The 12,346-nt window shown below is 59.9% G+C and carries 13 protein-coding genes; 5 read left to right on the top strand and 8 right to left on the bottom strand.

Annotation, left to right across the window (positions count from 1 at the left end; genetic code table 11):
• Positions 1-196: 196 nt before the first annotated feature.
• From fdxA to VOI23_RS12985, 4 genes are read right to left on the bottom strand one after another with little or no spacing between them, the layout of a single operon-like run.
• Positions 197-535, bottom strand: a complete 339-nt coding sequence (fdxA, locus tag VOI23_RS13000; protein ID WP_323785297.1) for a ferredoxin FdxA — start codon at positions 533-535, stop codon at positions 197-199.
• A 52-nt stretch (positions 536-587) separates the two neighbouring features.
• Positions 588-962 (bottom strand): RNA-binding S4 domain-containing protein, encoded by a 375-nt coding sequence (locus VOI23_RS12995; RefSeq protein WP_323785296.1) that lies wholly within the window; start codon positions 960-962, stop codon positions 588-590.
• 20 nt (positions 963-982) lie between these two features.
• Positions 983-3,889 carry a helicase-related protein gene (locus VOI23_RS12990; RefSeq protein WP_323785295.1) on the bottom strand — a complete coding sequence of 969 codons (2,907 nt, stop codon included), beginning with the start codon at positions 3,887-3,889 and terminating at the stop codon, positions 983-985.
• Positions 3,890-3,906: 17 nt separating this feature from the next.
• Complete coding sequence (locus VOI23_RS12985) at positions 3,907-4,476, bottom strand: tetratricopeptide repeat protein (protein WP_323785294.1); 570 nt, start codon at positions 4,474-4,476, stop codon at positions 3,907-3,909.
• A 73-nt stretch (positions 4,477-4,549) separates the two neighbouring features.
• On the opposite strand from VOI23_RS12985, the gene VOI23_RS12980 reads away from it, so the two are divergent.
• The gene (locus VOI23_RS12980) at positions 4,550-4,840 is read left to right on the top strand and encodes an SCP2 sterol-binding domain-containing protein (RefSeq protein WP_323785293.1); all 291 of its coding nucleotides are present in this window, start codon (positions 4,550-4,552) and stop codon (positions 4,838-4,840) included.
• Between the two features lie 9 nt (positions 4,841-4,849).
• Positions 4,850-5,836 (top strand): alpha/beta hydrolase, encoded by a 987-nt coding sequence (locus VOI23_RS12975; RefSeq protein WP_323785292.1) that lies wholly within the window; start codon positions 4,850-4,852, stop codon positions 5,834-5,836.
• Between the two features lie 92 nt (positions 5,837-5,928).
• On the opposite strand, the gene VOI23_RS12970 is transcribed toward VOI23_RS12975, so the two are convergent.
• Positions 5,929-6,759, bottom strand: coding sequence for a fumarylacetoacetate hydrolase family protein (locus tag VOI23_RS12970; protein WP_323785291.1), 831 nt, complete (start codon positions 6,757-6,759; stop codon positions 5,929-5,931).
• A 122-nt stretch (positions 6,760-6,881) separates the two neighbouring features.
• Between VOI23_RS12970 and VOI23_RS12965 the strand changes: the two genes are divergently transcribed.
• Complete coding sequence (locus VOI23_RS12965; protein ID WP_323785290.1) at positions 6,882-8,702, top strand: M3 family oligoendopeptidase; 1,821 nt, start codon at positions 6,882-6,884, stop codon at positions 8,700-8,702.
• A 303-nt stretch (positions 8,703-9,005) separates the two neighbouring features.
• Positions 9,006-9,212 (top strand): cold-shock protein, encoded by a 207-nt coding sequence (locus VOI23_RS12960; RefSeq protein ID WP_058261673.1) that lies wholly within the window; start codon positions 9,006-9,008, stop codon positions 9,210-9,212.
• Between the two features lie 86 nt (positions 9,213-9,298).
• Here the strand turns inward: VOI23_RS12960 and VOI23_RS12955 are convergent, their stop codons facing one another.
• Positions 9,299-9,568 (bottom strand): DksA/TraR family C4-type zinc finger protein, encoded by a 270-nt coding sequence (locus VOI23_RS12955; protein WP_323785289.1) that lies wholly within the window; start codon positions 9,566-9,568, stop codon positions 9,299-9,301.
• 120 nt (positions 9,569-9,688) lie between these two features.
• On the opposite strand from VOI23_RS12955, the gene VOI23_RS12950 reads away from it, so the two are divergent.
• Positions 9,689-10,876, top strand: a complete 1,188-nt coding sequence (locus VOI23_RS12950; protein ID WP_323785288.1) for a dipeptidase — start codon at positions 9,689-9,691, stop codon at positions 10,874-10,876.
• 54 nt (positions 10,877-10,930) lie between these two features.
• On the opposite strand, the gene VOI23_RS12945 is transcribed toward VOI23_RS12950, so the two are convergent.
• Entirely contained in the window at positions 10,931-11,254 is a 324-nt protein-coding gene (locus tag VOI23_RS12945) for a DUF4389 domain-containing protein (RefSeq protein WP_323785287.1), read from the bottom strand.
• A 102-nt stretch (positions 11,255-11,356) separates the two neighbouring features.
• The gene (gene rpoH, locus VOI23_RS12940) at positions 11,357-12,253 is read right to left on the bottom strand and encodes an RNA polymerase sigma factor RpoH (protein ID WP_323785286.1); all 897 of its coding nucleotides are present in this window, start codon (positions 12,251-12,253) and stop codon (positions 11,357-11,359) included.
• Positions 12,254-12,346: the final 93 nt, after the last annotated feature.

Genomic DNA, 12,346 nt, shown 5'->3' with positions numbered 1-12,346 from the left:
ATCCACCCGCTGGCGACAGCGCAGTGCGATGGAGATCAGGCAGTCTTCGTCATGTGATTGTCATATAGCACAAAAATGGGCATTTCGGAAGCGTCTCGCGCCGCACCTACGGGGAATATGGGCGGGATTCGGCCCAGATTCTCTGTTTTTTACCAAATGGCCGCAAATTTGCGGCGAATCGGGCGAATCACCCTGATCAGCTGCCCTCGCCCGGCTTTTCCGAAAAATACTTGGTTACCTTGTCGGTTTCGCCGTCGCGATCTTCGTAGCCCGGCAGCGGATCTTTCTTTTCGATGATGACCGGCCAGAGCTCGGAATATTTGCGATTGAACTCGACCCATTTTTCCATTTCCGGCTCGGTATCGGGACGGATGGCGTCGGCGGGACATTCGGGTTCGCACACGCCGCAATCGATACATTCATCCGGATGGATCACCAGCATGTTTTCGCCTTCATAGAAGCAGTCCACCGGACATACCTCGACGCAGTCGGTGTATTTGCAGGCAATGCAATTATCGATCACGACATAAGTCATATCAGTCTCTCATCTTAATAACTTGGCGCATTAGCTAAATCAGCGCCCGGGATCATTCAAGCTCTCGTGCGCGATCCAGGTCGATCATTCGTCTATCGCGCTTGCTGGGACGCCCTTTGCCTTCAAAGCGCGGTGCTGGTGGAATGCTGTCCTCTGGCGGGGTGAGATCGGTGTAGAGCGTTTGCGCTTCGGGTGCGGGACCACGCCGTTCGCCGAGCAGTTCGACCCGCACCACGCGAATCTGGCGGCCTTGCGGAAAGGTCAGCACATCCCCTGCCCCGACAGCCTGTGCCGGTTTCGACGCCTTGGAGCTGTTGACCCGGACGTGACCGGCCGAAACCGTTTTGGCCGCCAGCCCGCGCGTTTTGAAAAAACGCGCGTGCCACAACCACTTATCCAGTCTCAGCTTTGGCTTTGGCGCGCTCACCCAGTCCCCTTGCCAGCGGTTCAGTCTTTGGTTTTCAGCCCCATCAGCGCAGCGGCGAAGGGGTTGTCCGGGTCGATCGGCTTTTCCTTTTTCGGTGGCCGGGCCTGATAGGATTTAGCCCCCTTGGGACCGCCACGAGGTTTGCCGTCGCGGGGCTTGCCCTTGCCACGCGGCTTACCGCCGCCCTTGGCCTGCTCGCGGTCCTGTTGCGGCCGCCCCCGGCCACCGCGCGCGCGATTGCCCTGCGACCGTCGGCCCCAGGTGAAGGTATAGAAAACCTCGGTCTCGGGCGCGGCATCGGAGTGCGATTCGGCCTCGTCGGCGACCACGTCTGTATTGGCAACGCCGTCGGTAGCGCTGTCGCCGGCCTGTGGCTGAACGTCGGCGTCCGGCGCGGCGTCGTCCGGCGCTGGCGCATCGGCCTCGGCGGCAGGGTCCGCTTGCAGACCCGGTTCCACCGCATCGGCGGTCGGGGTTTCAGCAGTTGCCGTGGATTCTTCTGGCGTTTCAGCCGTTTCAGTCACTGCCGGGGCTGCGGACGCAACGGGCTTAACCTTGGGCCGTTCGCCCTGTTCAGCATGATAGCCCAGCCCCTGCATCAGGTCGGCGAATTGTTCCAGCGTCATGCCGGTGATCGACAGCATGTCGGGTTTGGCTTCGAATCCGGCGCGGCTGTCTTCGGCGCGCAGCATATCGGCCAGACGTTCCAGCATGTCGATGCGGATCGAACGGGTGCCCGCGGCGCGGTAACCCGCCATCGAATCGTAGCCTTCGGGGGACTGCGGATCGGTGGGCACGGTGACCAGCCCCGGCGGCGGCGCTTCGGGGAACACATCCAGCCCTTTGGCCAGCGACCACAGCGCCAGACGCAACCGGGTCGGTGCGGGTTTCAGCAGCAGCGGCATGAAAATGGTAAACTGACCGAAACGAATCCCGTGTTTGCGCAAGGCGGACCGGGCCTCCTGATCCAGTGCCTTGACGTCGTCCGCGACCTGCGCGCGCGGAATGATGCCAAGGTTTTCAACCATCTGGAAGGCGAACCCGCGGGCCAGACCGGTCAGGGTTTCATCCCGGCCCAGCGCCAGCAAAGGTTCGAACAATGCGGCGATCTTGCGGTCGATGAAGTGCTGCAAACGGCGCTGCACCTTCTGGATCACCTCGGTGCCAGCCTCGTCATCGACGAAAGCTTCGATCTGCGGTTTCAGCGGATCGGCCCCGGCGGTCAGCTTGCCCACCGCTTCGGTGCCCCACATCAGCCCGCCCTGTTCGGTAAAATCAATCTCGGTATCGGGGGCGTTATAGAACCGATCCGCGCGCAGATTGAAATGCGGCACCAGCGCTTGCACACTGGCCTGACGCAATGTCTTGGCCTCTTGCCCTGACGCGTCCTTGTCCTGACGGAAACGGAACCCTTCCAGACGACCGACGAATTCGCCTTCGACGGTCACTTCACCTTGATCATTCACTTCGGCCAAAAGGGCCTCCTTCTGTTTGAGCCGGCGCAGCAACACGGATGTGCGCCGGTCCACAAATCTTTGAGTCAGACGTTCATGAAGAGCATCCGACAATCTGTCTTCTACAGCGCGCGTTTCGCCGCGCCAATGGCTTTCGTCATCCACCCAGCCCGATCTTTGCGCGACATATGTCCACGTTCGAATAAATGCGAGACGTTTCGACAATGTGTCAATGTCACCATCGGTTCTGTCGATCCGCTGTATCCTTTGTGCCAGCCAATCGTTCGGAACGCGCCCGTTTTGGTGCAGGAATGCATAAATATCGTCCAGCAAGGTGGCATGTTCGGCATGGCTGATGCCACGGAAATCGGGAATGCGGCAGACATCCCAAAGCAATTTGACCGACGGGCCGTCGCTGGCGCGGGCACGGATTTCGGGTACCTGAGCCAACGCCTTGAGCGCCAAGAGGTCGTCGGCATCGCGTGATTTCAGCAACAATGGATCGTCGGGAGCGCGTTCCAACGACCGGATCAGCGCATCGGTGGAGCCGAATTGCAGCGCCGCGTTGCGCCAGTTGAGTTTGCGCACCGGGGTAAACTGGTGATCCATGATCGCGCGGGCGACCTCTTCGTCCAGGGGGCCGGCTTCGCCGGTAACGCCAAAGGTGCCGTCCTGCATACCGCGCCCGGCCCGCCCCGCGATCTGGGCCAATTCGTTCGGCATCAGGAACCGCATCCGCCGCCCGTCGAATTTGGCCAGCGAAGAAAAGGCGACATGGCTGATATCAAGGTTCAGCCCCATGCCGATGGCGTCGGTCGCCACCAAGAAATCGACATCGCCGTTTTGATAAAGTTCCACCTGGGCGTTGCGGGTGCGTGGGCTCAACGCGCCCATGACAACCGCCGCGCCGCCCTTTTGCCGCCGCAACAGTTCGGCGATGGCATAGACGTCTTCGACGGAAAACCCGACGATGGCGCTGCGCGGTTTCATCCGGCTGATTTTCTTTGAGCCGGTATAGGTCAGTTGCGACATCCGTTCACGGCGGACAAATTCGACCCCCGGCACCAGTTGTGCGATGGTGCTGCGCATCGTGTCCGAGCCAAGGAACAGGGTTTCATGCAAGCCCCGCGCCCGCAGCAGCCGGTCGGTGAAGACATGACCGCGATCAGGGTCGGCGCAGAGCTGAATTTCGTCAACGGCCAGAAAATCGCAGCCCATGCCGTCGGGCATCGCTTCGACCGTGCAGACCCAATACTGGGTCCGTTTGGGCACGATGCGTTCTTCGCCGGTGACCAATGCGACCACAGACGGGCCGCGCAATTCCACGATCTTGTCATAGACTTCGCGCGCCAAAAGCCGCAACGGCAGGCCGATCACCCCGGTACGGTGAGCCAGCATACGTTCAATCGCGTAGGTGGTTTTTCCGGTATTGGTCGGTCCGAGAACCGCCGCGATCCGGGCGTACTGGGCCATAGGCCGTATTTCCTGACTTAGAGTTTCTGCCCCTGCGCACGGGTTTCGAGACGTTTCAACGCTTTCTCTGCTTCGTCGTAATGCGGGTATATCTGCTGCACAAGCGCATAGGCCCGATAGGCCAATTCGGGCCGGTCCAGCTGTTCCAATATCACCGCCATGCCGAACAGCGCCTCGTAGTGATTCGGATTGAGCGTCAGGGCGCGTTCCAGATCCGACAGGGCCAGCCCGTAACGGCCCAGCCGGAACCAGGCGCTGGCGCGCTGGTGCCAGCCTTCGGCAAAGTCGGGCGCATGGTCGGTGAGCGCGGTCAAATGATCGGCGGCGGTTTGCAAATCCCCCCGTTCCATCGCTTCGCGGCCCCGTTTGAGCAACAGGTCCATCGCCGGCGAGCCGGAATTGCCCCATTCCAGTTTGATCTGCCGGTCGATCCGCTTGGCGTCGGCTGGATCGGCCTGTTCCAGCTGTTGCAGCAGGTCGGATATTCCTTCGGCCGGGTTGTCCTGCGCCTGCAAAGGTAAGGAAAACGTGACTATGGCCGCGATTGCCGCGACGATAAGCTTCGGATTTGTTGAAACAGCGCTCATAATAGGACTTAGTTTAGTCCATCATCGGGGAAATAACAGACCCCCACTGATCACAACTTAGGAAAGGTCTATCATGAGCGACAAGATTGCAGCAGCCGTCGACGCTTTGAACGCAAAGCTGGACGGTGCGGATTTCGATGGTTCGGCAAAATTCGTGATCGAAGGCGAAGGCGCGATCGTGGTCGATGCCAATGGCGCGCGCGCGAGCGACGAGGAAACCGAAGTCACCCTGACCGCCGATGCCGACACCTTCGAAGCAATGATGAGCGGCGACCTGAACCCGACCTCTGCCTTCATGAGCGGCAAGCTGGCGCTGGACGGGGACATGGGAATGGCCATGAAACTTGGGTCTGTCATAAGCTGAGGCCACGCAATGCAAACTGCGCCTTTCTTTTCCGACTGTATCGGGTCGTCTGTGCCTGGTCGGGCCTATTGGCTGACCACTGCGGACGCGGTGCGTATTCGCATTGGTGTCTGGGCTGAGGGCGCCGAGAAAGGCACGGTTCTGCTGTTCCCGGGCCGGACCGAATATATTGAAAAGTATGCCCATACTGCACAGGACATGGCCGAGGCCGGCTATGCCACCCTGGCCATCGACTGGCGTGGTCAGGGATTGGCCGACCGGCTGATCGACGATCCGATGATCGGCCATGTCGGCAATTTTGCCGATTATCAGATGGATGTGCAGGCGGCGGTCGCGGCGGCCGAAAAATTGAACCTGCCGAAACCGTGGTTCCTGCTGGCTCATTCGATGGGCGGATGTATCGGGTTGCGGTCGCTGATGCAGGACATGCCGGTGCGCGGAGCGGTGTTTACCGGCCCGATGTGGGGTATCAAGATGGAGGCCAGCGCCCGGCCCGCGGCCTGGGCGCTGAGCTGGACCAGCCGGCGGCTGGGCCTGTCCGGTAAACTTTCGCCGGGCACCCGCAACGAGGCCTATGTCAGTGCCGAACCGTTCGCGGACAACACCCTTACCACCGATCCGGGCATGTACAAATTGATGCAGGATCAACTGGCGGCGCATCCGGAATTGTCGTTGGGTGGCCCCAGCCTGAACTGGCTTTATTCGGCGCTACGCGAAACCCGCGCGCTGTCGCGGCTGCCCGCCCCGACGCTGCCCTGTCTGACCTATCTGGGCAGCAATGAGCGCATCGTCGATGCGCAGCGTATCCGCAACCGGATGGCAAGCTGGCCCGGCGGCCAGTTGCAGGAGGTTCCGGGCGCCGAGCACGAGGTGCTGATGGAGAGTGCGGCGATCCGGGCGCAGGTGACGCAGGAAATCGTAGCGTTCTGCGCCGCCGTTGCTGCGGGAAAATCGCCTTTCGGCACTGATGGCGACGGATTGCGGTTGTCGGCCTGATCAGCGTGAGGGCGGCGGACCGGACCACCGCCGCACCCCGTACCGGTGTTTTACGTTATTTCACCGGGTCCCGAAGGTAAGGTTTGGCGCGTTCAGGGATCGCGCCGCACCTCTTGGCGCTGCCGTCCCAGCCCTGCGATTTCCAGTTCCATCACGTCGCCCTCTTTGAGGAAAACCGGCGGCTTCTGCCCCATACCCACGCCGGGCGGGGTGCCGGTGGCGATGATGTCACCGGGATGCAGCGTCATCATTTCGCTGAGATGCGAAATGATCTGCGCCACGGTAAAAATCATCGCCCCAGTGTTGCCGACCTGTTTGCGCTCGCCATTCAGATCCAGCGTCAATGCCATGTTCTGCGGATCGCCCGCTTCGTCGGGGGTGACCAGCCACGGCCCCACCGGGCCGAAGGTGTCGCAGCTTTTGCCCTTGGTCCACTGACCGACGCGTTCGATCTGATATTCGCGTTCGGACACGTCGTTGACCACGCAATAGCCAGCCACGTAATCCAGCGCCTCGGCCTCTGAGACGTATTTGGCGGGTTTGCCGATCACCACGCCCAATTCGACTTCCCAATCCGATTTGACCGATCCGCGCGGCAGCGATACCGGGTCGTTGGGACCGCTCAGTGCGCTGGTGGCCTTCAGGAACAGAATCGGCATCGCCGGTTCGTCCATCCCCGCTTCGGCGGCGTGATCGGAATAGTTCAGCCCGATGCACAGGAATTTGCCGATCCCGGCCACTGGCACACCCAGACGCGGATCGCCCGCAACCAGCGGCAGGGTGTCGGGATCGACCTGCGGCAGATCGCCAAGGGTTGCCCCCGACAGGTCATCCACCACGCCGGACAGGTCGCGGATGCGCCCCTGACGATCCAGCACTCCGGGCTTTTCCGCCCCAACTTCGCCATAGCGGACAAAACGCATTGATATTCCTCCTGATTTATCGGCGCCACTTTAGCGCGCTGCGGCGCAGGGGCAAGCGCCCCTTGAGGCGCGGGGCTGCGCGGCATATGTGTTGGGGCAACATGATCAAGAGGTGCCCCGATATGTTCAAGCTTCCCTTCCCCCTTCGTGATATCAATGCCGGGTCCGGCACCAAGGATCTGGGCGATCTGCCCGAATGGGATTTGAGCGACCTTTATACCTCGGACGACGCGCCCGAGCTGGCCTCTGACCTCGATTGGCTGGAACAGGAATGCGCCGCCTTTGCCGCTGATTACGAAGGCAAGCTGGCCGGTCTGGATGCCGAAGGGTTACTGACCTGCGTCAAGCGCAACGAGGCGATTTCCACCAAGGCGGGCCGCATCATGTCCTATGCGGGGCTGCGCTACTATCAACTGACCGTGGATGCGGACCGCGCCAAGTTCATGTCCGATTGTCAGGAAAAGATCACCAATTTCACCACGCCTTTGGTGTTCTTCACGCTGGAACTGAACCGGATCGAAGATGACAAGCTGATCACGATGCTGGCGGAAAACGCCGATCTGGCGCGCTACCGGGCGGTGTTCGACCGTATCCGCGCAATGAAGCCTTATCAGCTGTCCGACGAGCTGGAAAAATTCCTGCACGATCTGGGCGTGGTGGGCGACGCCTGGGAAAAGCTGTTCGATGAAACCATCGCCGGGCTGGAATTCGAGGTTGATGGCGAAGAGCTGACCATCGAGGGCACGCTGAACCTGCTGACCGAGCAGGACCGCAGCAAGCGCGAAGCGGCGTCCCGCGAACTGGCGCGGGTGTTCGGTGACAATATCAAGACCTTCGCCCGCGTCCACAACACGCAGGCCAAGGAAAAGGAAGTCGTCGACCGCTGGCGCAACATGCCCACGGCGCAAACCGCGCGGCACCTTTCGAACGATGTCGAACCCGAGGTGGTCGAGGCGCTGCGCAATGCGGTGGTCGAGGCCTATCCGAAGCTGTCGCACCGCTATTACGAACTGAAACGCAAATGGCTGGGGCTGGACCGGATGCAGGTCTGGGACCGCAACGCGCCGCTGCCGATGGAAGTCACCAAGACGGTCGATTGGAATGCCGCCCGCGATATCGTGATGGAAGCCTATAGCGCATTTGACCCGCGCATGGGCGAGATCGCGCAACCGTTTTTCGACAAGGGCTGGATCGACGCGGGGGTGAAGCCCGGCAAGGCACCGGGTGCCTTTGCCCATCCCACCGTGACCGAGGTGCATCCTTATGTGATGCTGAATTATCTGGGCAAGCCGCGCGACGTGATGACCCTGGCGCATGAGCTGGGCCACGGCGTGCATCAGGTTCTGGCCGCTGATCAGGGTGAAATGCTGTCCTCAACCCCGCTGACGCTGGCCGAAACCGCATCGGTGTTCGGTGAAATGCTGACCTTCCGCAAGATGCTGGAAAAGGCCACCACACAGGAAGAACGCAAGGTGCTGCTGGCGGGCAAGGTCGAGGACATGATCAACACCGTGGTGCGCCAGATCGCGTTTTACGATTTCGAATGCAAACTGCACGCAGCGCGACGCGAGGGCGAACTGACCCCCGACGATATCAACGCGCTGTGGATGTCGGTGCAGGCGGAATCGCTGGGCGAAGCGTTCGATTTCATGGACGGGTATGAATGTTTCTGGGCCTATATCCCGCATTTCGTGCATTCGCCCTTCTACGTCTATGCCTATGCTTTCGGTGACGGGTTGGTGAACGCGCTTTATGCCGTTTACGAAGAAAACCCCGACGGGTTCCAGGAGAAGTATTTCGACATGCTCAAGGCCGGCGGATCGAAGCACCACAAGGAATTGCTGGCACCGTTCGGATTGGATGCGAGCGATCCCAAGTTCTGGGACAAGGGGCTGAGCATGATTTCCGGCATGATCGACGAATTGGAGGCGATGGAGGGGTGAACCTTTCAAACCTTGGGGCGGTCCGGCTTCGGGCCGCCCTTCGCCATTGAGAAATCCCCCCCGGCATAAGGCTGTTTGCCGACTTCGGGACTTTTTCCCCCGGCCCCGAAAATTTCCGATCAAGTTTTATCGTTTGCGCATTATTTACTTGTAATATTCGGCGCATGTGCCCATATGGGTCCTGCATACGTTTTTCTTGTCGACCAACTGTCTCCCGTCCAACGGCGTTCAGTCTTTTCGATCCAGACAACTACGCCGGGCGATCGCACCTACGCGGATCGCATTTATTAGGAGACTACGGATATGGCTACTGGCACCGTAAAATGGTTCAACACTACTAAAGGTTTTGGTTTCATTGCACCCGATGGCGGCAGCAAAGATGTGTTCGTGCACATCTCGGCCGTTGAACGCTCGGGTCTGACCGGCCTGGCCGATGACCAGAAAGTGACTTTCGACGTCGAAGCAGGCCGTGACGGTCGTGAATCGGCAGTGAATATCGCGCTGGCCTAAGGCTTTCGCAATTCGCGATTTGAAACGCGGTCCCTCCGGGGGCCGCGTTTTGCGTTTTGGCCCCTGAGTTTTTCAATCGGCCGGTTCTATTTCAATTGGCTGTCTTTCGATCCCCGGCGATTGACCCCGGCGCGCGGTTTGAAGGCCGCATCCCGGTCCTGCTGACAATCGATGCAGAGTTTCACCCCGGGAATGGCGCGCCTGCGTTTTTCGGGAATTTCCTCTTCGCAATCGGCGCAATGGGTCAGGCTGTCACCGACTGGTTTTTGCCGCGCCTGCATCCGTTTCAATTCATCGCTGATCGAGGCTTCGATCTGTTCGCTAACCGCGCCGTCGCGCGCCCATCCTCCGGCCATGATGTGCCTCCTTTGATCCTGTGAATCTAGCGCCGCCGCGACAAAGCGCAATCCCCCGACGTCACCCTTGGGTGAATCGTCCGGTTCCGCTTAGCCTGCTGCCAAGCGGGAGGATTTTTCATGCGGACATTCGGGAAATGGCTGGGACGGCTGGTCCTGGCAGTGCTGGTTCTGGCGCTGATCGGGCTGGCGGGGTTCTGGGGCTTTGCCCCGGCGATCGTGGAAAAGATGCGCAACAATGTGATTGTGCATGATCCCTATCCGGTCTCAAACGAGGCGCAGACGCTGCATGACAGCCTGACGATTGGCGACTGGCACGCCGATCCGTTGTTGTGGAACCGCGATCTGACTGAACGCAGCGATTACGGCCAGGTCGACCTGCCCCGGCTGCGGGACGGCAATGTGGCGATACAGGTTTTCACCGCCGTCACCAAAAGCCCGGCGGGACAGAATTATGACAGCAACAGCGCCGAGGCATTCGACAATATTACCCTGCTGGCCTTTGGACAGCTTTGGCCGATGCGCACTTGGAACAGTCTGCTGGAACGCGCGCTGTATCAGGCCGGCAAGCTGCATCGGTTCGAGGCCAAAGCGCCCGATCATCTGAAAATCATCACCAGCGAGGCCGATCTGGACGCGGTACTGGCAGCGCGGGCACGGGGCGACAAAATCACCGCCGGAATCCTTGGCATCGAGGGCGGTCACCCGCTGGAAGGCAAGCTGGAAAACCTCGATAAACTGGAAGCGGCGGGCTACCGGTTGATCGGGTTGCAGCATTTCTTTGATAATGAGCTGGGCGGATCGCTGCACGGGGTCGGCAATCAGGGGCTGACCGATTTCGGGCGTCAGGTGGTGGACGAAGCGGTGCGGCGCAATATGATCGTCGATGTCGCCCATTCCAGCCCGCAAGTGGCGCGGGACGTATTGGAAATGACCGATATTCCGATCGTGCTGAGCCATTCCGGCATTCATTCCCATTGTCCGGTCAAACGCAATTTCCCCGATGACCTGATGCAGGCGATTGCCGCCTCTGGCGGGGTGATCGGCATGGGATACTGGGCCGAGGTGGCCTGCGATCAGATCGACCCCGCGGGTATCGCCAAGATGATCAAGGCCGCCATCGCGGTTGTCGGCGAAGATCACGTGTCGCTGGGATCGGATTTCGATGGATCGGTGGAAACCGCCTTTGACAGTTCGGAATTGCCGGCGCTGACCGACGAACTGATCAAAGCGGGGCTGAGCGAGGCTCAGATCCGCAAGGTCATGGGAGAAAACATGCTGCGGGTGCTGCGCGCACGGCTGAAATGACGTGCGGCGTTTTCCGGGCCGGAAAACGCCGCCAATCTGCGCCCTGCTTCGCGGTCAGGTTTCCGACCAGGGGAAGGGCTTTTTTTCGGTCACTGCGGTCTGGAACCGCGCCACATCGCGCATCCAGTCGGACAGGGTCACACCGAATTCGGCAATTTTTTCATTGCGTTTACGGGTGAACAGCAAAAATCCGAATTGCAAAATTGCGCCCAAGGCCAAGATCGTTTCGCTGACACCGAACAGCACCGCGAAAATGATCATGTAAAGCAGCCGCATCCAGATTGCGTTCTTGTCGCCTGTGTTTTCATCCGTGCCGGTTCCGGGTTCGTCCAGCGTCACCGGATCGTCATCTTCTGGAAGGTTTGAATCGTCTGTCATGGCAATCTCTTTGTTGAATGAAACATAACTTTCCTGCCCCCGAACCTAACACGGTTCGGGGAACTGTCATTTGATCTTTGACAAATCAAGGTGTGATGGCGGTTACGCCACGCTCATCATGCCCTTTTCCGCGGCCAGATCGCGCATCCGCTTTTGCAGCTTTTCAAAGGCGCGCACTTCGATCTGGCGAATGCGTTCACGGCTGACATCGTATTGCCCGCTGAGGTCTTCCAATGTCACGGTTTCGTCCGACAGGCGGCGCTGCACCAGAATGTCGCGTTCGCGGTCATTCAGCACATCCATCGCTTCGGCCAGCAATTCGCGGCGGGCTTCCAATTCATCGCGTTCGGCATAGTCCCCGGCCTGGTCAGCACCTTCATCTTCCAGCCAGTCCTGCCATTGCATCGTGCCTTCGCCTTCGCTGCCCACGGTGGCGTTCAGCGACGCATCCCCACCCGACAAACGGCGGTTCATGCTGATCACCTCGGTTTCGGTCACGCCGAGATCATGGGCGATGCGGGCGACGTTTTCGGGCCGCATATCGCCATCTTCCAGCGCGCCGATGCGAGCCTTGGCTTTGCGCAGGTTGAAAAACAATTTTTTCTGCGCCGAGGTGGTGCCAAGTTTCACCAGACTCCACGAGCGCAGGATATATTCCTGAATCGAGGCGCGAATCCACCACATCGCATAGGTGGCCAGCCGGAAGCCCTTTTCAGGATCAAAGCGTTTGACCGCCTGCATCAGACCGACATTGGCTTCGGAAATCACTTCGGCCTGCGGCAGACCGTAGCCCCGGTATCCCATGGCGATCTTGGCGGCCAGTCGCAGATGCGAGGTCACCATCTTGTGGGCGGATTCGGTATCCTGTTCCTCGACCCAGCGTTTCGCCAGCATGTATTCTTCTTCCGGTTCCAGCATCGGAAATTTGCGAATTTCCTGCATGTACCGGTTCAGGCCACCTTCTGGCGTCGGGGCCGGCAGATTTGCGTAATTACCCATTATCCCTGTTCCAACTCTCAATGTTTACAACCTTAACATCCACATAGGAAGGCGCTGACGCTCTTTCAAGGGGTGCTCATTTGATGATACGCC

It is taken from the genome of Thalassovita sp., from assembly GCF_034670005.1.
Taxonomy (GTDB): Bacteria; Pseudomonadota; Alphaproteobacteria; order Rhodobacterales; family Rhodobacteraceae; genus Thalassobius.
The sequence above is the reverse complement of the archived record's forward strand: the minus strand, read 5'-3'. Positions and strand labels throughout refer to the sequence as shown.

What these genes read in the sequence shown, in the direction of transcription:
- VOI23_RS12970 (WP_323785291.1), bottom strand. Translation starts at nt 6,759, where the DNA reads ATGCGTTTTGTCCGCTATGGCGAAGTTGGGGCGGAAAAGCCCGGAGTG.
- fdxA (WP_323785297.1), bottom strand. Translation starts at nt 535, where the DNA reads ATGACTTATGTCGTGATCGATAATTGCATTGCCTGCAAATACACCGAC.
- VOI23_RS12985 (WP_323785294.1), bottom strand. Translation starts at nt 4,476, where the DNA reads ATGAGCGCTGTTTCAACAAATCCGAAGCTTATCGTCGCGGCAATCGCG.
- VOI23_RS12945 (WP_323785287.1), bottom strand. Translation starts at nt 11,254, where the DNA reads ATGACAGACGATTCAAACCTTCCAGAAGATGACGATCCGGTGACGCTG.
- VOI23_RS12980 (WP_323785293.1), top strand. Translation starts at nt 4,550, where the DNA reads ATGAGCGACAAGATTGCAGCAGCCGTCGACGCTTTGAACGCAAAGCTG.
- VOI23_RS12960 (WP_058261673.1), top strand. Translation starts at nt 9,006, where the DNA reads ATGGCTACTGGCACCGTAAAATGGTTCAACACTACTAAAGGTTTTGGT.
- VOI23_RS12975 (WP_323785292.1), top strand. Translation starts at nt 4,850, where the DNA reads ATGCAAACTGCGCCTTTCTTTTCCGACTGTATCGGGTCGTCTGTGCCT.
- rpoH (WP_323785286.1), bottom strand. Translation starts at nt 12,253, where the DNA reads ATGGGTAATTACGCAAATCTGCCGGCCCCGACGCCAGAAGGTGGCCTG.
- VOI23_RS12955 (WP_323785289.1), bottom strand. Translation starts at nt 9,568, where the DNA reads ATGGCCGGAGGATGGGCGCGCGACGGCGCGGTTAGCGAACAGATCGAA.
- VOI23_RS12990 (WP_323785295.1), bottom strand. Translation starts at nt 3,889, where the DNA reads ATGGCCCAGTACGCCCGGATCGCGGCGGTTCTCGGACCGACCAATACC.
- VOI23_RS12950 (WP_323785288.1), top strand. Translation starts at nt 9,689, where the DNA reads ATGCGGACATTCGGGAAATGGCTGGGACGGCTGGTCCTGGCAGTGCTG.
- VOI23_RS12965 (WP_323785290.1), top strand. Translation starts at nt 6,882, where the DNA reads ATGTTCAAGCTTCCCTTCCCCCTTCGTGATATCAATGCCGGGTCCGGC.